The 22,452-nt window shown below is 56.8% G+C and carries 19 protein-coding genes; 14 read left to right on the top strand and 5 right to left on the bottom strand.

What is annotated here, in order from left to right; all coding sequences use genetic code 11:
* Positions 1 to 156 precede the first annotated feature (156 nt).
* Both RWV98_RS04275 and RWV98_RS04270 read left to right on the top strand, forming a co-directional pair.
* Positions 157 to 1,473 carry an aspartate aminotransferase family protein gene (locus RWV98_RS04275; protein ID WP_317863994.1) on the top strand — a complete coding sequence of 439 codons (1,317 nt, stop codon included), beginning with the start codon at positions 157 to 159 and terminating at the stop codon, positions 1,471 to 1,473.
* 213 nt (positions 1,474 to 1,686) lie between these two features.
* A complete protein-coding gene (locus tag RWV98_RS04270) occupies positions 1,687 to 3,177 on the top strand; it encodes an aldehyde dehydrogenase family protein (protein ID WP_280962368.1) in 1,491 nt (496 codons plus the stop codon).
* A 115-nt stretch (positions 3,178 to 3,292) separates the two neighbouring features.
* Here RWV98_RS04270 and RWV98_RS04265 read toward each other — a convergent pair whose 3' ends face one another.
* On the bottom strand, positions 3,293 to 4,084 hold the full coding sequence (locus tag RWV98_RS04265) for an SDR family NAD(P)-dependent oxidoreductase (RefSeq protein WP_317863993.1): 792 nt from the start codon (positions 4,082 to 4,084) through the stop codon (positions 3,293 to 3,295).
* Between the two features lie 343 nt (positions 4,085 to 4,427).
* Between RWV98_RS04265 and RWV98_RS04260 the strand changes: the two genes are divergently transcribed.
* Positions 4,428 to 5,093 (top strand): GntR family transcriptional regulator, encoded by a 666-nt coding sequence (locus RWV98_RS04260; protein WP_317863992.1) that lies wholly within the window; start codon positions 4,428 to 4,430, stop codon positions 5,091 to 5,093.
* Positions 5,094 to 5,149: 56 nt separating this feature from the next.
* On the opposite strand, the gene RWV98_RS04255 is transcribed toward RWV98_RS04260, so the two are convergent.
* The gene (locus RWV98_RS04255) at positions 5,150 to 5,830 is read right to left on the bottom strand and encodes a GntR family transcriptional regulator (protein WP_317863991.1); all 681 of its coding nucleotides are present in this window, start codon (positions 5,828 to 5,830) and stop codon (positions 5,150 to 5,152) included.
* 294 nt (positions 5,831 to 6,124) lie between these two features.
* Between RWV98_RS04255 and RWV98_RS04250 the strand changes: the two genes are divergently transcribed.
* The 11 genes from RWV98_RS04250 (at position 6,125) to RWV98_RS04200 (ending at position 19,660) form a co-directional block, all read left to right on the top strand.
* Entirely contained in the window at positions 6,125 to 7,237 is a 1,113-nt protein-coding gene (locus RWV98_RS04250) for a 4-hydroxybutyrate dehydrogenase (protein WP_317863990.1), read from the top strand.
* Positions 7,238 to 7,260: 23 nt separating this feature from the next.
* Positions 7,261 to 8,106: a transketolase gene (locus RWV98_RS04245; RefSeq protein WP_280962363.1), complete on the top strand. Its 846-nt coding sequence runs from the start codon at positions 7,261 to 7,263 to the stop codon at positions 8,104 to 8,106.
* A gap of 2 nt (positions 8,107 to 8,108) precedes the next feature.
* A complete protein-coding gene (locus RWV98_RS04240; protein ID WP_317863988.1) occupies positions 8,109 to 9,074 on the top strand; it encodes a transketolase family protein in 966 nt (321 codons plus the stop codon).
* A 4-nt stretch (positions 9,075 to 9,078) separates the two neighbouring features.
* Entirely contained in the window at positions 9,079 to 10,104 is a 1,026-nt protein-coding gene (locus tag RWV98_RS04235) for a zinc-dependent alcohol dehydrogenase (RefSeq protein ID WP_317863986.1), read from the top strand.
* 23 nt (positions 10,105 to 10,127) lie between these two features.
* Positions 10,128 to 11,573, top strand: a complete 1,446-nt coding sequence (locus tag RWV98_RS04230; RefSeq protein ID WP_317863984.1) for a 4-hydroxyphenylacetate 3-hydroxylase family protein — start codon at positions 10,128 to 10,130, stop codon at positions 11,571 to 11,573.
* 10 nt (positions 11,574 to 11,583) lie between these two features.
* Positions 11,584 to 12,888, top strand: coding sequence for an acetyl-CoA hydrolase/transferase family protein (locus RWV98_RS04225; protein ID WP_280962359.1), 1,305 nt, complete (start codon positions 11,584 to 11,586; stop codon positions 12,886 to 12,888).
* 178 nt (positions 12,889 to 13,066) lie between these two features.
* Positions 13,067 to 14,842: a solute:sodium symporter family transporter gene (locus RWV98_RS04220; protein WP_317863981.1), complete on the top strand. Its 1,776-nt coding sequence runs from the start codon at positions 13,067 to 13,069 to the stop codon at positions 14,840 to 14,842.
* A 12-nt stretch (positions 14,843 to 14,854) separates the two neighbouring features.
* Positions 14,855 to 17,215, top strand: coding sequence for a pyruvate formate lyase family protein (locus RWV98_RS04215; protein WP_317863979.1), 2,361 nt, complete (start codon positions 14,855 to 14,857; stop codon positions 17,213 to 17,215).
* Positions 17,216 to 17,230: 15 nt separating this feature from the next.
* Complete coding sequence (locus RWV98_RS04210; RefSeq protein WP_317863977.1) at positions 17,231 to 18,151, top strand: glycyl-radical enzyme activating protein; 921 nt, start codon at positions 17,231 to 17,233, stop codon at positions 18,149 to 18,151.
* A gap of 17 nt (positions 18,152 to 18,168) precedes the next feature.
* A complete protein-coding gene (locus tag RWV98_RS04205) occupies positions 18,169 to 18,573 on the top strand; it encodes an aldehyde dehydrogenase family protein (RefSeq protein WP_317863976.1) in 405 nt (134 codons plus the stop codon).
* Between the two features lie 25 nt (positions 18,574 to 18,598).
* Positions 18,599 to 19,660: an aldehyde dehydrogenase family protein gene (locus RWV98_RS04200; protein ID WP_317863974.1), complete on the top strand. Its 1,062-nt coding sequence runs from the start codon at positions 18,599 to 18,601 to the stop codon at positions 19,658 to 19,660.
* A gap of 43 nt (positions 19,661 to 19,703) precedes the next feature.
* On the opposite strand, the gene RWV98_RS04195 is transcribed toward RWV98_RS04200, so the two are convergent.
* The 3 genes from RWV98_RS04195 to RWV98_RS04185 are packed head-to-tail and all read right to left on the bottom strand — an operon-like array spanning position 19,704 to position 22,284.
* Positions 19,704 to 20,957 (bottom strand): sensor histidine kinase, encoded by a 1,254-nt coding sequence (locus RWV98_RS04195; RefSeq protein WP_317863972.1) that lies wholly within the window; start codon positions 20,955 to 20,957, stop codon positions 19,704 to 19,706.
* Positions 20,954 to 21,628, bottom strand: a complete 675-nt coding sequence (locus RWV98_RS04190; protein ID WP_280962353.1) for a response regulator transcription factor — start codon at positions 21,626 to 21,628, stop codon at positions 20,954 to 20,956. Before RWV98_RS04190 ends, RWV98_RS04195 begins: the two co-directional genes overlap by 4 nt.
* 2 nt (positions 21,629 to 21,630) lie before the next feature.
* Positions 21,631 to 22,284 (bottom strand): GTP pyrophosphokinase, encoded by a 654-nt coding sequence (locus RWV98_RS04185; protein WP_280962352.1) that lies wholly within the window; start codon positions 22,282 to 22,284, stop codon positions 21,631 to 21,633.
* Positions 22,285 to 22,452: the final 168 nt, after the last annotated feature.

The following is a 22,452-nucleotide window of genomic DNA, read 5'->3' as shown; positions in this document are numbered from 1 at the left end:
TGTTGATTTTTTTTGAAAATTCTATTATCTTCACAAAATTCGCTCCTATTTCTTGTTTACTTCAACCTTTACTTTTTATTGACGAAAGTTATTGTATGTCTTATAATAAGATTAATCATCAAAGGTGCTTTAGAAAACTTTAAAGGAGCGAAAATTATGGATCGCATGCAAGAGATTTATCAGCAAGCACAGCAATACTATATTGGCGGCGCTTCAGCCGGTCAGCGATATAACGCTGTACTCAAGCAGCCGCTGTATATCGACCATGCGGATGGCAGTCACATCTGGGATGTCAACGGCAAGGAATACATCGATTACCACTGCTGTGCCGGGGCTTCGCTGTTTGGTCACAACCACCCGCGCCTTCGCAAAGCCATCGGTGACGCGATGGAAAAAGGCTTTTTTATGAATTTTGATACCGCCTATCATGTGGAGCTTGGCAGGCTGCTGCAACAGGTTTTCCCCAGCTGTGAAAAAATCCGGCTGGCCAATACCGGATCAGAAGCTACGCAGGCCGCCCTTCGCGTTGCACGCAGCTTTACCGGCCGCGAAAAGGTCGTCCGTTTTGAAGGACATTTTCATGGAATGTATGAAAATATCTGGTTCAACCATAACGATGTGCACGCTGCCGATGCGTACGGCGAGGTGGAGACCGTTCCTGATTCCGCCGGTTTCCCGTCAAACGCCAAGGATAATGTCGTTACCGTGGTATTCAACGATATCGCTGCGATGGAGCATATCGCCCAAAAGTATAAAGGCGAGATCGCCGCGGTCATTCTGGAACCCTTGTGCTATAATTGCGGCTGCTATGAATCGCGTAAAAACTTTCTAGAGCAGCTTCGCGCGCTTTGCACGCGTGAAAACATCGTTCTGATCTTTGACGAGGTGATCTGCGGCCTGCGTATGCGGCCGGGCAGCGCGCAACTCCATTATGGCGTTTTACCGGATATGACCTGCATGGCCAAGGCGATCGGCGGCGGTCTTCCCATCTCTGCCTTCGGCGGCCGCGCGGATATAATGAGCGTGCTCAATCCAATCGGCAACACCACTGTGAGCGGCACCTATACCGGCGCGCTCATTCCTGTTATCGCTTCGATCGAATGCCTGAAAATGGCGTTGGAGCCCGGCTTCTACGATCAGATCGAAATGATCGGCAACCGGTTGTACAGCGGCATCAGCAGCCTGTTTGCGCAGCACGGCAAGAAAGGCCATTGCCGTGGCGTGGGTGCGCGTTTTGGTATTTACTTTGGCGTGGAAGATCCAGAGGATGATTTCGACTTTCGCAAGGTAGCCGCCGCGCAGGATCGCGCGATGTATAAAAAGTTTGTAACCGAGTGTCTGCCGCGCGGCCTTTGGTTCCACGATACGGCAGGCAAGGTATCTCCCGCGCATTACGGTATCACCAGCGCGCATACCGTGCAGGATATCGATGAAACGCTCAATAAAATGGACGATATCTTTGCGCGCCTGTAAATTTTCGCTTCTCTCACTTCTTTTCTTTCTCTCTGCAAATGCTGCGCGGCCAAAAGCCGCGCAGCATTTGTATTGAGACGCAAAAAAACTTCGATTTATTTTAGATTCGCTTGTTGACACATCTTCTATTAAGAGTTATAATAAGTTAACAAGCAAGAGGTCGGGCAATATAACGCACCTTCCTCAATAACACAAAACATGGGAGGAACAAACATGAAGATGCAAAATGTTATCGACGAATCCACCGGCAAGCTTGTGGGCTCTGTCCCACGCTATACTGGCGAGGAAATCGCAGAAATGGTTGACATCGCGTTCGACGCACAGCCGCGTTGGGAAAACTCTCCCCTCTTTGAGCGTGGTCAGATTCTGTACAAGCTATGCGATAAGATCGATGAAAACATTGATGAAATCGCCAACTACATGGCATGCGAAATGGGCAAGCCCATTATGCAGGCCCGCGCCGAGGTCACTTATGCCGCCGAGATCGGACGGAACAATATCGAATACGGCAAGCACATGTTCGGCCGGGTATTGTGCGACAGCTCGGAGGGCCACGAAAACGATGTTGTCATGGTGCGACACGAAGCGTTGGGCGTAATCGCAGCGGTCATTCCTTTCAACTATCCGGTCGAACTGACGATCCAGAAGATTGTTCCCGCACTGCTGATGGGCAACGCTGTCATTGTAAAAGCGTCTACCACCGCCCCGTGCAGCGTCAAGAAGCTGATTGATTTGGCGCATGAGGTCGGCGTTCCTAAGGATGTACTGCACTACGTGACCGCGAGCCGTGAGGACTGCACCAAAAATCTGCTGACCAACAAAAAAGTCGCCTGCTTGGCGCTCACCGGCAGCAACGACGCCGGCACGGAAATCATGCACGACGCCGCCCCCACTATCAAAAAGGTCGTGCTTGAATTGGGCGGCAATGATCCGCTGATTATCCGCGAGGACGTCGCGGGGGATTCCGAGCAGATGCTCAAGGCGATTGAGTGTTTGGGCTGGGGCCGCATTTTGGAAAATAACGGTCAGGTATGCGCCTCGCCCAAGCGCACGCTGGTACATAAAAAAGCGCATGACGCTTTCGTGGAATGCCTGCTGACCTTTGTCAAAAGCCTTAAGCGTGGTCACGCGACCGACCCCGAAGCGCAGCTCACCCGTCTCGTATCCTCTACCGCGGCCGAGCGTGTGGCGGCGCAGATCCAGCACACCATCGATCAGGGCGCAACGCTGCTGTACGGCGGCACGCACGACGGCGCGGCGATGGATGTGACCATTTTGGACAACGTCACCAAGGATATGGACATTGCAAAGGACATGGAGGTGTTTGGCCCGGTCGTTCCGATCATCACCTTTGAAACCGATGAAGAGGCAGTCGCGATTGCCAACCAGAGCAAGTATGGCTTAAGCTCCTGCGTCATCACGCAGGATATGCACAAGGCATTTTATTATGCGGAAGCCATTGAATCCTCCGCCGTGTGGGTCAACGGTTCGAGCGCGCTGCGCCACAACGATCAGCCGTTCGGCGGCTGCAAGGGCACCGGCATTGGCAACGAGGGCGCGGGATATTCGTGCGAGGAGTTTACCCGCCGGAAAACGATCGGCTTCCGCAACGTATCCCCGAAGCAGCATCTGTTCCAGCATCAGGACGGCACCGGCGCAGTACTTGCCGATGTGCGTAAAATTGTTGAAAAGGTAGTCAAGTAATTCATTTTCCCGCCTAACCAAACAGAGTTGATGCTTGATACCGCTTTCCCCCAATAACATAACAGGAGCGAGGCCGCCAGCCTCGCTCCTGTTATATTATTGGGGGAAATTCCGCTTAGATGCTGCGGATCAATCCGCCTTCCGCGCGGATCGTGGCGCCGTTCGTCGCGGCGGCTACCTCCGAACAGTAGTAAACGATGGTGGAGGCGACTTCCTCCACTGTTGTGATGCGCTGTAAAAGCTGTGTGGGTTCGTAATTGACAAAATACTCCCGTATGGCCTGATCGAGCGCCTTGCCTTCGCGCCTAGCGCGGTCGGTTTGATAGGCCGCGGTGTTTTCCGTCCAAGTAAGGCCGGGCAGCAGCGAATTGACCGCGACCTTCGTTCCCTTCGTCAGCTCGGCCAAGGCGCGGGCCAGACCGATCACGGCGGTTTTGGAAACACTGTAATGAACCATATCGGTAAGCGGCTTTACACCGCATTCACTGGCTACCAGAACCATGCGGCCACAGTTGCGCCGCAGCATTTGCGGCAGGAAGTGACGGCACATGCGGATCTGCGAATACAGGTTGGTGTTCATCATCCATTCCCACTCGCTGTCGCTGATCTCCGCGAACGGCGTGCCCTTATATGCGCCCATATTGCCCACGAAAACGTCCAGCTCGCCCAGCGCGTCTACAGCGTCGATTACCGCTTGCGCGCCCTCCGGAGTCGATAGATCGCCGCACGCCATATGGCATACGCCGTACGCGGACAGCTCCCCCGCCGCCTCTTGCAAAGGTTCGAGCCGCCTGCCGTTAATAACGACGATCGCCCCTTCTTGCAGCAGCAGCTTTGCCACGCCTTTTCCTATGCCTGCCGTAGAACCGGTGACCAGTGCCAGTTTTCCTTTCAGCTTCAAATCCATTTACGACGCCTCCTTAAGGTATTCACCCGAAACAATATAACTCCGAATTTATTTTATGTATACAATTTATCACCATTAAATCATAACAGTCAATCATAATCGTTTGATTCGTGAAAAGACTGTATCTATTTACAAATTCTTGTCCATGAAATTGTACAATTATACAATACAGGCTATACAAAAACCGTTTTCAATTCGTTATTTAAATATTTTTTTATTTACACAATAACGCTTTTAAATACATAAATAAAAATTGTATACTTTCTTTTGTTCTGCTTTTGTGTTATACTGATTGCATCGACAGAATATCTTTTCAAAATTATAAGAGTCAGGAGATGTGTTCGTGTCAAAAAGCAGTGTTGGATTGAGCGAACCGGCGTATAAAAGCATTTTGCATCAAATTATGACCAAGCAGCTCATGCCAGGGGAGAAAATTCCCGAAACGAAGATCGCACAGGAATTTCATATCAGCCGTACCCCGGTACGCGACGCGATCCGTCAGCTCAGCAATGACGGCCTCGTAGAGATCTTTCCCAATCGCTTTGCGCAGGTCAAAGAATTTTCCAAGGATGAGATCACCGAGATCGGCACACTCCGCGTTTCGCTTGACGTAATGGCGGTCAAGCTGGCCGGGCTGTTCGGCAGCCGCGCGGATTTTTTGCAGCTGAACGAATTGGCGGAAGCCTGCTCCGCCGCCTATGAAGCGGGGGACGGCGAATCACGCCGCAAGCTGGATTGTGACTTCCATGTCAAACTGGCGGAGATCGCCGGCAATGCGTTGCTGCTTAAATTCCAGCGCGAGCTATGCATGAAGGTGGAATACATCATGCTGCACTACCCCATCACGGTAGAGAATGAGTGCAGCCACCTGCGCCAGCATCACGAACTGGCGGAAGCGCTCATGGAGCATGATGAGACACGCGCCGTAGAACTGATCATTTCCCACCTATCCTCCTTCTATGGCTTAAAAGACAAATTCCCGGAAGGCTTTTTCCACATGGTTCTCTAAACAATTCGACAGTCTGAGCCGCCGCTCCGTTTTGGAGCGGCGGCTTTTTGCTGTCTTTATGGGTGCGGGAATTGGGCGCCCAATTGGAAAAAGTGTTCCGGCACCTTAGAGGAAAGATCATAAAACGAAAAAAGATGCTCGTTGATGATCCGAAGCGCGCCGTCCTCATCGTGCGCCGCCAGCGCGTCCACAATTTGGAAATGCTGGCGAATGTGCCGCTGCTTATTGACGACGATGTTGGGCTGCTGCAGCAAAACAAAATTCACCCGCAGGTAAAGCTCTGTTTGGAATTGCAGCAACAGCCGATTGCCGCTGATCCGCGCAAGCGCCAAATGAAAATCGCAATCCGCGGTGCGGCGCAGAGCGTCGTTGTTTGTCAGCATCCCCTGTTCACAGGTCTCCGCGATGCCGCGCAGCTCCATAAATTCGGACTGGTTGCCGTAAAGCATCGCCAGTTTGATTGCCATGCTGTCGAGCGAAATGCGCAGCATGCCGATGTCGCGTATGGTGTCCGGGGTATACTTGGCTACCTGTGCAAAGCGGTGCGGCTGCAAATCAATCAGGCCGTCGCTCGCAAGGCGTCGCATGGCATCCCGCACAGGCGTGCGGCTGATGCCGAACACCGCGGCCACTTTGGTTTCCGGGATACGCTCCCCCGGTTTGTACTGTCCCGACATGATCTGCTCCAGCAGGTAATCATAAACGGGTCCACTTAGACAAGTTTTCGTTTTCGGCATGAACAACACGCTCCTTTTGTTGTGATGGTTATCCAAAGGGCGGCCTGTCCATACGTCAGGCCGCCCTTTGGAGTGTGAGAGAAGAAAAGTGGATGATGAGCGAGGGGGTCGTGTACCTCTTGCTTTCCGATCAAAACAGAGTACACTTCCACTAGAATATAACATCGCAAATATACATTGTCAACAATTATTGCTTATAAATTTTATTATAATTATTGTATACAATTATGTTGACAGGTCGACAACGCAATGTTATGCTTGACTCAAGCCAACAAAAGGAGAGGAACAAAAGTCATGTACACGTTTTCATTACCGCCCTGTTTAAAGGGTTATGACACGTTTGCCGCCTTTGCAGCGACCGAGCAGCTTGAAAAAAACGATCTAATCATTACCAATGAGTTTATTTTCGATCCGTTCGTCAAGCCCTGCAACGTTCCGTGCAAAGCGTTGTTTCAAGAGAAATACGGTGCGGGCGAACCGAACGATCAGATGATCGACGCGATCCGCGCGGACATTCCCGCGAATACAAAGCGCATCATCGCGATTGGCGGCGGCACCGTTATCGATATTGCCAAGGTGCTCACCTTCACCGGCGATTGGACGACGGAGGATATCTTTATGGGGCGCGTGATCCCGCAGAAAGCGCGCCGCCTGACGGTCATCCCCACCACCTGCGGCACCGGCAGCGAGGTCACCAACGTGACGATCTGCGAACTGAAGAACCTTTCCACCAAAAAAGGCCTTGCGCTCGATACGATGTACGCGGACGAGGCGGTGTTGATCCCGGAGATGGTGCGCACGCTGCCCTACCGCTTTTTCGCGACCAGCTCGATCGACGCGCTGATCCACGCGGTGGAATCCTACCTTTCGCCAAAAGCCATCGCGCACAGCGAAGCGTTTTCCGAAAAAGCAATTGAAAAGATCATTGCCGGCTACCGCTATATCGCGCGAAACGGCGGCGAGTCTTGGAAGGATAAGGCGGAGGATTTTCTCACCGCCTCCAACTTTGCCGGAATTGCTTTTGGCTACGCGGGCTGCGCGGCCGTGCACGCGCTGAGCTATCCGCTCGGCGGCAGGTACCATATCCCCCATGGCGAAGCCAACCAGCTGATGTTTGCCGAGGTCATGCGCGCTTACCGCGTAAAACACCCCGCCGGCAAGCTAACGCAGTTGGAAACGCTGTTCGGGCGCGAGCTGGGCGTAAAACCCGAGGAGGCGCTGGACCGGCTATACGAACTGATGGATACCATTCTGCCGCGCAAGCCGCTGCGGGAATACGGCATGACGCCCGAGGAGTTCCCGCAGTTTGCCGACAGCGTGATCGAGGGCCAGCAGCGTTTGCTGCGCAATAACTACACCGCGCTGACGCGCGAGGACATGATCGCGATCTATAACGCCTGCTGCTGAACGCGGCAAAAGGAGGATAAACGATGAATGAAACGGTAACGCAACAAATTTTCGCGGCGAAAATCCGCATGACGACGCTGCGCGGTCTGCGCAAGATCGGCGCGGGCCATATCGGCGGAGCAATGTCGATGGCCGACCTGATGGCCGTGCTGTACAGCGGCGTCATGCGTGTCGATCCGCAAGAACCAAACTGGGAGGACCGCGACTGGCTGGTGGTTTCCAAAGGGCACTGCGGGCCCGCGGTTTACGCGACGCTCGCGCTGCGCGGCTACTTCCCGGAGGACGAAATCGAAACGATCAACCAACCGGGCACGCGGCTGCCCAGCCACTGCGACCGCAACCTGACCCCCGGCGTCGATATGTCCACCGGCTCTCTTGGGCAGGGCATGAGTACGGCGCTGGGCGTGGCGTGGGGCAACCGCTATCAAGGGCTGGGCAGCTACACCTATCTGGTGTTGGGCGACGGCGAATGCGAGGAAGGCCAGATCTGGGAAGGCGCGCTGAACGCCCACCAGCAAAAGCTGGACCATTTGATCGCCTTTGTCGACTGTAACCAAAAACAGCTGGACGGTTACACAAAGGATGTATGCGATCTGGGCGACCTTAGGGGGAAATTTGAAGCCTTCGGCTGGGACGCGCAGACGGTGGACGGCCACGACCACGCCGCGATTACGGCGGCGATCGAACGCGCCAAGCAGGTTTCCGGCAAGCCGCACATGATCGTGCTGCAAACGGAAAAGGGCAAGGGCTGCACCTTCGCGGAGGGCGTTCTCTACAACCATCACATAAAATTTACGCAGGCGCAGTATCAGCAGGCCATCGAGGCGCTGGAGCAGCAGATCAAGGCGCTTGGCCAAGCGGAGGTGTAAACATGGTCAAATTAGAAGCGGCGCTTCAGGAGGAAGCGCGCGAAATGCGCGCGGTCTTTGCCGAAGTAATGGAGGAACTGTCCCAAAAGGACAAGCGCGTCGTCTATCTGGACGCGGATATCATCAACAGCATCGGTATGACGGATTTTTGGAAGGCACACCCCGATCGCACGGTCAACTGCGGCATACAGGAAGCCAACATGATCGGTATGGCGGCGGGCATGTCGGCCACGGGGCTGATCCCATTCGCGCATACCTTCGGCACCTTCGCCACGCGCCGCGTGATGGATCAGGTGTTTCTCTCGGCGGCGTACGCCAAGCTGAACGTGCGCATCATCGGTTCGGACCCCGGCGTGACCGCCGCGCTCAACGGCGGCACGCACATGCCGTTCGAGGATATGGGCATGATGCGCTGCATCCCGGGCGTCACGATCCTAGAACCGACCGATTCCGTGATGCTGGCTGATCTGATGCGCCAAACCAAGGACCGATACGGCGTGTTTTACATACGGCTGTCCCGCAAGAAGGCGGAAAAGATCTATGAGGACGGGTCAACGTTCGAGATCGGCAAAGCGGTAAAGCTGCGCGACGGCAACGATGTGATGCTCTTTGCCACCGGCATCGCGGTAGCGGACGCGCTGCGCGCTTCCGACCTGCTGGCCAAGGAAAAGATCAGCGCGGGCGTTTCCAATATGTTCACGATCAAGCCGATCGATGAGCAGGCGGTCATCGAGGCGGCAAAGTTCTCCGGCGCGATCGTCACGGCCGAAAACCACAACGTGATAAACGGTCTGGGTTCGGCGGTGTCCGAGGTATTAACCGGTCACCATTGCTGTCCGCTGGAACGCGTGGGCGTGCAGGATCGTTTCGGCGAGGTCGGCGACGTGGCTTACCTAAAGAAAACGCTGCACCTTACGGCGGAGGATATCGCGGAAGCCGCGAAACGCGCGATTGCAAGAAAGGGTTGATACTATGAAAGCAGCGGTCATCTCCGCCAAGGACAGCATCCATTTGCAGCAGGCGCCTATCCCCGAGATCGGCGACGGCGAAGCGCTCATTCGCCTTCGCTATTGCGGTATTTGCGGCAGCGATCTGCACGTGCTGCATGGGCAGCATCCAACGGCCAGATTTCCGGTCGTGCCGGGCCACGAATTCGTCGGCGAGCTGATCGAAGCCCGGGGCATGGGCGCGGAACAGTTTGCGCCGGGCGATATGGTGGTGGCGCAGCCCTTTTTTTCCTGCGGCAACTGCGAACCGTGCGCGCAAGGGCATGACAACGTATGCCGCGATCTTCACTTTATGGGCGCGCACTGCGACGGCGCGTTTGCCGAGTACGTCAAGGTGCTGACGCGCAAAATGTACAAGATCCCGAAGGAGCTCAATCTTCGTTTGGCCGCGCTGGCCGAGCCGGTCGCCGTTGCGGTGCACGATGTACGGCGCAGCGGGCTGCAAGTGGGACAAACCGCGCTGATCATCGGCGGCGGGCCGATCGGCATGCTGATCGCCATGGTCGCGCGGGCTTCGGGCGCGCGGCGGGTCGTGATATCCGAGATCAACGCCTTCCGCCGCGGCTTCGCCGAGCGTCACGGCTTTGATACCCTGAACCCGTTGGACGCGGACTTTGCCGCGCAGATCGGCGCTTTGACCGAGGGCAAGGGCTTTGACGTGAGCTTTGAGGTCTCCGGCAGCAGGCCGGGCATTGCCGCCGCCGTGGAGCATACGACGATCGGCGGCATGATTATGGTGGTCGGCATGACGAAGGAGCCCTACCCTGTCGATCTGTCCGCCATGTTCTCCAAGGAGCTGCGCATGCAGGGTGTGCGTATTCACGCGCAATACAATTTTATCGGCGCGGTGGAACTGCTGAAAAGCGGCGAGCTGAACGAGGCGTTTGCTTCGCTGATCAGCAAGGTATATCCGCTCGATCAGGTGGAGGAGGCGTTTGCCTTTGCGGATGTGCCCGGCGATTATTTTAAAGTTCTGGTAGAAATGCAATAAATAAAAAGGAGGAGCTACGCAACATGATGACAAAAGAGCAATACGTGGAATCCCTGCGGGGGCTGCACCTGAACCTGTACCGCTTTGGCGAAAGGGTGGAAAATGTGGTGGACGACGAGGTCGTCCGGCCCTCGCTCAATTCTTTTGCCGCGACCTACGAGCTGGCCGAGGACCCGCAGTACGAGGACCTGATGACCGCCGTTTCCAGCTTAACCGGCAAAAAGATCAACCGGTTTACCCACCTGCACCAGTCTGCCGACGATTTGATCAAAAAGGTCAAGATGCAGCGCCTTTTGGGGCAAAAGACGGCGGCCTGCTTCCAGCGCTGCGTCGGTCTGGACGCGGCCAACGCCGTGTTCTCCACCACCTTTGAAACCGACGAGGCCCACGGCACAAGCTATCACGAAAACTTCAAACAGTTCTGGACCGAGGTGCAGGAAAACGACTGGGGCGTGGACGGCGCGATGACCGACGTGAAGGGCGACCGCTCGCTCTCGCCTTCCAAACAGGCCGATCCTGATCTGTTCCTGCACGTGGTCGAACGCACGGCGGACGGTGTATATGTCACAGGCGCCAAGGCGCACCAGACCGGCTACTTAAATTCGCACTACGTGCTCGTCATGCCGACCATCGCCATGCGCGAGGGCGACGAGGACTACGCGATCTCCTTCGCCTGCCCGACCGACGCGGACGGCATCACGCTCATTCTCGGCCGGCAATCCTGCGACACGCGCAAGACTGAGGAGTATAACGATATCGACGTGGGCAACAAGGTGTACGGCGGCCACGAGGTGCTGGTCATTTTTGACCGCGTGTTCATCCCGAACGATATGATCTTTTTAAACGGCGAAGTGGACTTCGCGGGCATGATGGTGGAGCGTTTCGCGGGCTACCACCGCCAAAGCTACGGCGGCTGCAAGGTCGGCGTGGGCGACGTGCTGATCGGGGCGACCGCGCTCGCGGGCGACATGGCGGGTTCCGCCAAGGCCAGCCACGTCAAGGATAAGCTGATCGAGATGACACATCTGAACGAAACGCTGTACTGTTGCGGGATCGCGTGCTCGTCGCAGGGCACCAAGACCAAGGCGGGCAACTACCTGATCGACCTGCTGCTGGCCAATGTGTGCAAGCAGAACGTGACCCGCTTCCCGTACGAGATCGCCAGACTTGCGCAGGACCTCGCGGGCGGCGTCATGGTGACCCAGCCCTCCGAGGCGGACTACCGCAACCCCGCGACGCATGATTACATCGAGAAGTACTTAAAGGGCGTGGCGAGCGTTCCGACCGAGGACCGCATGCGCGTGCTGCGCCTGATCGAAAACATGACCATGGGCACGGCCGCTGTCGGTTATCTGCCCGAATCCATGCACGGCGCGGGCTCGCCGCAGGCCCAGCGCATCATGATCGCAAGACAGTCCAACCTCGAAATGAAAAAGCAGCTGGCAAGAGCCATTGCGCGGATCGAATGAGGGAGAGCACATGAGCTGGAAACCGTATTATGAAAAGCATAAAATGCCGGCCGCGCAGGCCGTTAAGCTGATACAGTCCGGCCAGATCGTTTCCATTGGCCACGCGGTTGGCGAACCGACCGCGCTGGTCGACGCGCTGGTCGCGGACGCGGACCGCCTGAACAACGTCGAGCTGCTGCACATGGTGCTGATGGGCAAGGGAGAATATCTGTCCGAACGAATGGCCGGGCATTTCCGACACAACTCGCTGTTTGTCGGCGGCGCGGCGCGCAAGGCCGTGGAGCTGGGGCGCGCGGACTTTACGCCCTGCTATTTTCACTGCGTGCCCGAACTGCTGCGCTCCACGCTCAAACCGGATGTGGCCATGATCATGGTCAGCCCGCCGGATGAGGAAGGAAATTGCTCGCTGGGCGTTTCGGTCGATTACACGCTGGCGGGCGCGCTGGCGGCGGGCACGGTGATCGCACAGGTGAACCGGCATATGCCGCGCTGCCACGGCGACTGCTTTCTGCATGTGACCGATCTGACCGCCATCGTCGAACAGGATCAGCCGCTGATCGAGTTGCAGCCCGCCCAGATCGGCGAGACCGAGCAGGCCATCGGCCGGTATTGCGCGTCGCTCATCCGCGACGGCGACTGCCTACAGCTCGGCATCGGCGCGCTGCCGGACGCGGTGCTGAACTGCCTTGGCGACAAAAACGATTTGGGGCTGCACACGGAAATGTTCTCCGACGGCGCGATCGACCTGATCCGCGCGGGCAACATCAACGGGCGGCGGAAAAACCTGCACCCCGGCAAGCATGTGGCGACCTTTCTGATGGGCACCAGACGGCTTTACGACTTTGTTGACGACAACCCGAGCGTGTACATGGCCCCGGTGGACTATGTGAACGATCCGCTGATCATCGGCCAGAACAACGATCTGGTATCGATCAATTCCTGCGTACAGATCGATCTGTCCGGACAAGTCTGCTCGGAATCGGTCGGTCTGCGACAGATCAGCGCCGTGGGCGGGCAGGTCGATTTTATCCGGGGCGCGGCGCTGAGCAAGGGCGGCCGGTCGATCATTGCGGTGTCCTCCACCGCCGCAGGCGGGCGGGTTTCCAAAATCGTCCCCGTGCTGGACGAGGGAGCGGCGGTGACTACCAACCGGATGGACGTGGAATACATCGTCACGGAATACGGCGTAGCCGACCTGAAGGGCAAGACGCTGCGGGAGCGCGCGGAAGCGCTGATTCAAGTCGCGCATCCCGATTTTCGCCCCATGCTGCTGCGCGCCTACGAGCAGCGGTTTCACCAAAAATGGGCGGGTTAAAGCAGAAGGGCAATCTGCATAGAACTCTGTCTTGACCTTTGTGAACACTTACAGTTGCAATTAAATCATAAAAGCATTATTATGAGTATAACAAATTAATTGTATACAATATCAAAATCAGTCGACCACGAAAAGAGGAACCTGAAACGTAACAATACAAAGGAACGAGGGTAAATTTATGGGAATCATTTTAGGCAGTTTTTTGGGCATTACCATCATCGTTATGGCAATTTCATTCTATCAATCGCGCAAAGTGGCGCAAAACACGAGCGACGGCTATTTTCTGGGCGGCAGAAGCCTGACCGGCGGCGTTATCGGCGCTTCCCTGCTGCTTTGCAACCTCAGCGCGACCAACTTTGTCGGCATGACCGGCGACGTTTACCGTATCAATATGTCCACCATCGGCTGGGAAACGCCCTGTGCGATCGCACTGGTGGTCGTCGGCATCATCCTGCTGCCTCGATACCTGCGCCGCGGCTTCGCCACCATACCGGACTTTCTGGAAGAGCGGTATGACGCGACGGTGAAAAAGTGGGTCTCGCTATTGTTCATCATCTGCTACGTTTGCAACACGCTTCCGATCTGCCTGTACGCGGGCGCGATCACGGTAAACACCATTTTTGATATCCCCGGCCTGTTCGGACTGACCTATACGCAGGGCGTTTGGGCCATGGTGCTGCTCATCGGCCTGATCGGTATTATTTACGCCCTGTTCGGCGGCCTTAAGATGGTCGCGACGGCGGATACGCTCAACGGCGTGCTGCTGGTCATCGGCGGCCTCATGGTCCCGATCTTCGGCCTGCTGATGTTGGGCAACGGCAATATCGGCGACGCCATGCACACCATTCTCAGCAACGCGCCGGAAAAGCTCAACGCGATCGGCACCGAGCACGATCTGCTGCCGTTCTCCACCCTGTTCACCGGCCTGATGCCCGTTTTGATCTATTATTGGGGCATGGATCAGGCGATCATGCAGCGCGCGCTGGCCGCGAAGAATTTGGAGGAAGGCCAGAAAGGCATCATGTTCGCGGGCTTCCTCAAGCTGCTCACCCCCATTCTTTTGATGTTCCCCGGCATTATCTGCTTCCATCTGTACGGCGCGGGCGCGATCGAAAACAGCGATCTAGCCTATGCGACGCTGGTAAACGGCGTGCTGCCTAAACCGCTGATCGGCCTGTTCATCGCCGCGATGTTCGGCGCGATCCTCAGCACGTTCAACGGCACGCTCAACAGCGTTTGCACCCTGTTCGCCATGAACCTTTATAAGGGCAAAACCGAAAACGGCAAGCCGGTCTCCGAAGCCAAGATCGTCAAGGTCGGTAAAATCTGCGGTCTGGTCGTGGGCGTCGGTTCCATGATCGTCGCGCCGCTGATCATGTACGCGCCGGACGGCCTGTATACGCAGTTTCAAAAAATTAACGGCTTGTTTAATGTGCCGATCTTTACTATTATGATAATGGGCTACTTAAATAAGAAGACCCCGGCGATCGCAGCCAAGATCTCCCTGATCGCGTTCATTGGCGTATACGGCGTGACGCAATTCTTCATGGATCTGCCGATCTTCTACCTGCACATTTCCGCCATCATGTTCGTGCTCTGCTGCATCTTCATGTTCATCATGGGTAAGGTACGGCCCACCGATAAAATCATGGAAGCAAAGCGCAACAACGTGGTCTCTATCAAGCCGTGGAAACACCGCTATGAATTCGGCACGCTCATTATGGCGGGCGCGGTGCTTACTTATATCGCCCTGTCCCCCATCGGCTTTGCCAAGGACGGCGGCGCGGACGTTATGACCGGCGTTTGGATGGTCGTAGGCGTCGCGGCGACCTTCCTTGCGGGCTACCTCTTCAAAAAGGTCATGCGCCGCTCTGACAAGCAGGTCTATGACGACGACGAAACACAGGAAAACGAGATGGCGCTGGCAGACGTTCCGTGCCCGCCCCGTGGCTAAGGAGGAAAGCATATGACACCCAGACTGGAAAAAATCAGAACGCGGCTGTTTGAACAGGAATACCACGATCCCGGCACTTGGTATTTCAAGGACACCTGCATTGTAACGGATGAAAACAGGCACGAACCGCTGGTCGTCCGCAAGGGCTTGGCCACCCGCCACATGGGCGAGCACCTGCCGGCCTATATCCGGCCGGATGAGCTGATCGTCGGCAACCCAAATATGAACAGCGTGGGCTTTGGCACGGTCCTGCCCGTATACGCGACCGAGGAGGAGCTGGCGGAGGCGAAGCAGTATAAGCTTAACGCCAATTCCGTATGGGGCCACCATCCGCCGCACTGGGAAAAGGTGCTGCATATCGGTTTCCGCGGCATTACGGACGAGATTCAGCGCATGCTGCTCGCTGAATGTTCCAAGCAAACGCCCGATGAAAAATCGGTTGCCGAATACCGCGCCATGCTGTACGCGATCGAAGGCGTGGTGCACTTTGCCGAACGCCACGCCCAGCAAGCCCTCGCGGACGCGGCGCAGGAGACCGACCCCAAGCGCCGCCGCGAGCTGATCGAAATACACCGCGTGTGCAGCCGGGTGCCTTATTTGCCCGCCGAGACCCTGCACGAGGCCGTGCAGGCCTACTGGTTTACTTACGCCATGGTCAATTCCGGCGGCGAATATGTGCCGCTGGGCCGTGTCGATCAGCACCTGTATCCGTACTACCGGCGCGATCTGGAAAACGGGCTGATCGACGACGAGCGCGCCGACGATCTGGTCGGTTCCTTCCTCGCCAAGTGCAACGAGCGCATTTGCACGGATACGAAAAACTGGGAAAACCATTACGACTTCGGCCTGTTCTCGCAAGGTGTGCCGCTTTCCTACTCGACCGGCACCGAGGAATCGGGCGGCCACGAATCCGGCGGCTACGACATCCGCGCGCTGCAATATCAGGAGAATGAGAGCATCGACAGTGACGCGAACTTCAACTTCGGTCAGTCCGGCAACGACTGGCTGATGAACATGATCATCGGCGGCGTGCGTCCGGACGGCGAGGACGGCACCAACGAGATCACGTTTAAGCTGCTCCGCCTGCGCTTTGAAATGCAGCTGCTCATGCCGACGCTGTCGGTGCGCGTATCAAGTAAAGCGCCCGACCGGCTGTGGCGCGAATTGGCGCTTTGCCTGCGCCACTGCGAGGGCGAGCCCGCCATTTATAACGACGACGCGATCATCCCCGGTTTTGTCGATATCGGCATTCCGCTTGAGGAGGCGCGCGACTATACGAACGACGGCTGCTGGGAAACGCTCATTCCCGGCAAGAGCTATTTCAGCTATGCGCACATCATGAACCTGCGTTGTTTGGAATGGGTGTTCACCCGCGGCGTGACCGTAATGACCGGCGAAACCGAAGGCGTGGACACCGGCGCGCTGGACAGCCTGACTGATTTTGAAACCTTCTACGCCGCCTACTGCAAGCAGGTGGACAGTCAGATCGAGTTGCAGGTCAACCGCCGGTTGGAAAACCTCGGCATGAGCGAAATGATCGCGCCCGATCCGCTCATGTCGACGATCATGGAGGGCTGCATTGAAAAGGGCCGCGATATGACCGGCGCGGGCATCCTGCCCTACACCTTCCACCTGCTGCTGATCACCGGTCTGTCCAACGTCGTCGATTCGCTGTGCGCGGTCAAGAAGCTGGTTTACGAGGACCGCGTGGCGACGCTCGCGGATTTTAAAAAAGCGATTGAAAATAACTGGGAGGGCTGCGAGGAGCTGCGTCTGATCGCCTTGAACCGCGTGCCCAAGTACGGCAATGACAATGATTACGCGGACGACATGCTCGCGCGCGTGATGAAGGATTTTGAAAACTCATGCGTCGCTTGGCGCGCCAAACAGGATAAGATCAAGATCCCCGCCGGTATCGGCACGTTTGAAAACTACGCCGCACTGGGCCGCAACCTGAGCGCCAGCCCGGATGGGCGCGGCGCGGGCGAAGCCCTTGCGCCGAATTACTCCCCCACGCCGGGCGTGGACGTAAACGGCCCGACCGCCGTGATCAAAAGCGCGACGCGCCCCGAGCTGATGCGTTACTTCTGCGGCTGCCCGCTGGACATTTCGCTGAACGCCAACGAGTACCTAGGCGAAGTGGGCGTCACCCGTATGGAGGGCATCATCCGCTCCTTCTGCGATCTGGGCGGCCAGATCGCGACCATCACGGCGACCAGCATCGAGGAATTACAGGACGCGGTCGTGCATCCGGAAAAGCACAAGGACCTGAAAGTCCGCATGGGCGGCCTGTCGGCTTATTTTATCGCGATGAGCGCCATGCAGCAGCAAAATATCATCCAGCGCTTTGCCAAGGGCGCTGTCATCAAGTAACAAGGGGTTGAAAACATGACGACCGCGCTGGTATCCAATATTCAAAAGTGCTGCGTGCACGACGGCCCGGGCCTGCGCACCGTGGTATTCCTCATGGGCTGCCCGCTTCGATGCAAGTGGTGCCAAAACCCGGAAAATCTCGCGACAAAGCCGATCGTGCTGTTCGACACGGAAAAGTGCGCCCGCTGCGGCCGGTGTCTGCCCTATTGCCCGCAGGGCTGCTGCACGCTCACGGCGGACGGCCTGCGCTTCGACCGCGAGGCTTGCACGGGCTGCGGCGTTTGCGCCGAGCACTGTTATATTGACGCAAAGACGCTGTGCGGCCGCCGCATGTCGGTAGACGAAACCTATCAGGCGGTCATGCGGGATCAAGTCTTTTACCGCGACAGCGGCGGCGGCGTAACCCTGAGCGGCGGCGAACCAACGCTGCACGAAGCGTTTGCCACCGAGCTGTTCCGCCGCCTGCAAGAAGCCGGTATCCACACCGCGCTCGAAACCTGCGGGTTTTGCTCTTCGCGGGCGATGCTGCGTATCGCCCGGCACACCGACCTGTTTTTATACGATTTCAAAGCGCTATCGGACGAGGTGCACCGCAAGTGGACCGGGCAAAGCAACGAGCAGATCAAAGAGAACCTCTCGCTATTGCATGAGATGGGCAAACAGATCATCATCCGCGTGCCGCTCATCCCCGGCGTCAACGACGGGGACGAATTTGAGCGGATGCTGCAATACCTTCTGCGAATGCAGGGCCTAAGGAAGCTGCACCTGCTGCCGTTCCATCAGGTCGGCGCATCCAAGTACGTTCTGTCGGATGTCGGCTACGACATGGCCGATATGCCGGAATGCAGCGTGGACTACGCGCAGGAGCACGCGGTACTCGCGCAGAATTACGGGTTCGACGTCAACATCGGCGGCTGGGACGCTGCAAAAAACTGAGGAAAAATGGAGGCTTCATGATGAAGAAATTTCAGTTGTTTATAGGAAACGAGTGGGTCGACGCGGAAGGCGGAAAAACCTTTGTTTCCAAGAATCCCTGCACGGGCGAGGCGATCGCCGAGCTTGCCTACGCGTCCGCCGCCGATACCAGAAAGGCGATCGACGCTGCTAAAGCGGCTTTCCCCCAGTGGGCCGCGCTCGACACAGAGACCCGCGCCCAATATCTGCACCGTGTCGCCGATCTGCTGGAAGCGCGCATGGAGGAGTTCGCGCGCTGGGAAGCCATGGATACCGGCAAGCCCATCCGTGAGACCCGCTCGATCGACATCCCGCTCGCGGTGCGCGCGTTTCATTTCCACGCGGATAATATGAAGGCGCTAAACGGCAAGGTCATTCCGGTGCCAGGACCAGCCCCTGTTTGATTACACCAGCTACGAACCGTACGGCGTGGTCGGCAGCATCGCCCCGTGGAATTTCCCGCTGCATCTGCTCACCCGCTCGATCGGCGCGGCACTCGCCGCGGGTAACACCGTCGTGTGCAAGGCCGCGACACTCACCCCGATCACCAGCCAGTTGCTGGGCGAGGTATTCACCCAAGCCGGCGTGCCGGCCGGCGTGTACAACATCGTTTCCGGCCCGGGCGGCGTGGTCGGCGAGGAGCTGCTCGCCAGCGACAAGGTGTCCATGGTCGCGCTGACCGGCTCGGAGGCGGTCGGACGCAGGCTGATGGCGGCTTCGTCCGAAGCCAAACACATCAAGCCTCTCTCGCTCGAGCTTGGCGGCAAAAGCCCGATCATCGTCGAGCCGGACTGCGACATGAACGGCGCGCTCAACTCCGTCATTCTGGGCTTCTGCATGAATCAGGGCGAGGTATGCGTATCCACCTCCCGCCTGCTGCTCGCGGACGAAATTTACGACGAGTTCATGGCAAAGCTGACAGACCGCGTGCGGCGCATCCGCATCGGCGACTGCCTGAACGAGGATACGCAGATGGGCTCGCTCATCAGCCCCGAACATCTGGATACCGTGCACGGCTTTGTGGAGCGTGCGGTGGCGGCGGGCGGCAAGCTGCGCTGCGGCGGCGCGCCGCTGACCCAAGCCCCCTATGAGAAGGGCAGCTATTATCCGCCGACGATCCTAGAAAACATAACGCCGGATATGGAGCTGTTTCAGGAAGAGGTTTTCGGCCCCGTGCTGGCGGTGACCCGCTATCAAACGCTGGACGAAGCGATCGAGCTCGCCAACGCGACCCGCTTTGCTCTGGGCGCTGCCATCTTTACCGAAAACATCCGCAAGATGTACTGGGCCGCCGAAAAGGTAGACGCGGGCACCGTCTGGATGAATTGCGCCACCAAGTCCAACATTGAGACCCCCTTCGGCGGCAACCGCAACAGCGGCCTCGGCCGCGAGGACGGCGTGGAAGGGCTGCTCGAATACTTAAAGGTAAAAAACCACATCTGGTACATGGGCGCGCAGTACGATAATTTCTTTGACTTCGAAGACGACTAAATAAAAAAAAATAGGCAGGAGTTGTTTCTCCTGCCTATCTTTTTTATTTTTCCGTTACTTTTTTGCTCGCTATAGCGGGCAGCGATACGGTAAACGTAATTTGTCCATTTTCATACTTTGCCGATATTTTGCCGTGGTGCTGTTCGACGATCGCCTTGGCGGTCGACAGGCCGATCCCGTAGCCGCCGGTCGCCCGCGCGCGGGACGCGTCGGCGCGGTAGAACCGGTCGAACAGTTTGGGAATATCGGCGGGCTTCAGGTTTCGGCAGGGGTTGGACAGCGTGAAAACCACCAAACGGCCCTTGCGGCAAAGCGCCAGCTTGATCGTGCCGCCGGGCGTGCAGTATTTTACCGCATTGTCCAGCAGCAAGGAAAATAGCCGGAACAGATTATCCTGCGCGCCGCGGTACTGTATTCCGGGCTGCACCTGCGTTTCCAGCCTACAGCCGTGCGCTTCCACAAGCGGCGCAAAGGCTTCGGCCTGCGAGGCCGCCACATCACTGAGCGAAAACTCCGCCCATTCCGTACTGCCGGCCGATTCCTCAGTGTGCGCCAGCTCGATCAAGTTGCGAATCAAAAGATTCATACGGCTTATTTGCTTCTCCGTACTTTTCACCCATTTGTTATCCGGCAAAATAGTCTCGATCAGGTTGTTGTTTGCGGCAATGATGGTAAGCGGCGTTTTCAATTCGTGCGAAGCGTCCGTGACGAACTGCCGCTGTCGCTCCATATTTTCGATAAACGGCCGGATGGCGCGTTTGGACAGTATCATTACCAATAGCAGCACAGCCAGCATGAAGGCAACAGAGATCAGCAGAGACATGGTAAACCCATTATGAAATAGCTGGATCGCCTGAAAGCCGTCCATTACGATGACCGTTACGCCGTTTTCCTCCGCGAATACGCCGTACCGGTAATAATCCAAATAGCCCGACGTCTTTCCCTTGTCGTAAATACTTTTCGCCATTTGCGCGGCCTGCTCCTTGCTGAACGCGGCAATATGATCGGTATCGATCTCCACCGAATCCCGTGCGTTATCAAACCGGACGGTAAAGTAGCGCAATTCATACGGGGTCTCCACCGTCATTTGAAATGCGCCGTCGATCGCAGGCATATCCTCTTCCTTTATTTCCGGGAGTTCTCCGCCGTTTTCATACAGCACACGTATGCCTTCGTCAAACCGGCGGCTCATCGTATGGTAACTCGTGATCTGTGTGAACGCGCAGAGTAGAGTCAGCGTAATGATAAGCGAAACCATGGCGATCAAGATGAACCGGCGGCGCAGCGAACGGATCATGGCGCAACCTCCAAAAGGTAGCCCCGCCCCCGGCTGGCGGCGATACACACATTGGCGCCGATCGCGCCCAGTTTCTTTCTCAAATACGAAACGTACGCCCAAACCACGTTTTGCTCGGCTTCGCTTTCATAGCCCCAGATGCGCTCCATAAACTGCTCGGTCGAAATAAAGCGCCCCTGCTGCCGCAAAAGCAGTTCGAGCATTTGAAATTCTTTATTGGCCAGCCGAATTGTGTTTTCGCCGCATTGCAGCACAAAGGTGGTACGGTCGAGCGTGATATTGCCGATGGACAGCAGATTGGGGGTGAACGAACCCGCGCGGCGCGTCATGGCGCGCACCCGCGCCAAAAACTCGCCTATGTTGAAAGGCTTGGGCAGATAATCGTCCGCCCCGGCGTCCAGCCCTTGGATCCGGTCGCCGATCTCGCTCTTTGCCGTGAGCAGCAGAATGGGCGTCGACACGCCCTGCTCGCGCAGGGCGGCCAAAACGGACAGTCCGTCCCGCCCCGGCATCATGATATCGAGCACGATGCAATCGTAGTTTTCGGCAAGGCCATAATCGAGCGCATCGTTGCCGTTGTCCACCACATCGACCGAATAGTGCTCGCGGGCCAAAATATCCTGCAAGGCGTCGGTCAGGTCGGTCTCGTCATCGGCAATTAATATACGCATGGTCACTCCTCCTTTTTCGGCAGCTCGGCAACAAACTCCCGGATGGTTTGCAGCGAAAGATCGGTGGCGGTGATCTCATCCGCGCACCGTTTGAGCTCCCCCGCGATCAGCTGTTGATGCGGCAAAGCGTGTTTGTATTTCAGTTCATGTTCGATGCTTGCCCAGCAATCCATGGCGATCGTGCGGAGCTGCACCTCCAGCCAGACCTGCTCCGCCGGTTCTCCGCACACATAGCGCGGCGGCAGCGACACGGTCAGGTGGTAACTGCGGTAGCCGTTGGGCTTGGCATGCCGTACATAGTCCCGCTCGCGGTCGATCGTAATGCCCGGGATCGTCCGGATCAGCGCTACCGTGGTGTAAATATCATCGATAAAAGGACAGATCACGCGCACCCCGGCCGCGTCAAACACCTGATGCAGCGCATGATCCAGCGTCACCGGCAAGCCGAGGCGCTCCAGCTTGGCGCGCATGCTGGCCGCGCTTTTGATGCGCGCGGCATAGGAACAAACCGGATCGTGACGGCCCCGGCTGACCTGATAACGGCAGATCATTTCCAGTAAGGACAGGAATTCCGCCGCCGCGCCTTCCAACAGGATCAGCGCCTCGCCGTAAAACGCCTGTTCCTCCGGTCCTGATATGGGATATAAATTTCGCATGAAACGTCCTCCTTTGACGGTATCCGCGCTTTTATAGCCAGTATAGCAGTCAAACCTCAAACAAGCTTAAAACCCGCTCCACCTTTTTTTACCCGCGGCTTTAACTTGGTTTTAAGTAGAGGGGCTAAACTGATAGACGCGATTACATGCAAAGGATTTACAGGGTAA

Origin of the sequence: Agathobaculum sp. NTUH-O15-33, assembly GCF_033193315.1 — a bacterium.
Lineage (GTDB): Bacteria > Bacillota > Clostridia > Oscillospirales > Butyricicoccaceae > Agathobaculum > Agathobaculum faecihominis_A.
Note: the sequence above shows the minus strand (reverse complement) of the source record. Positions and strands in the feature narration are given on the sequence as shown.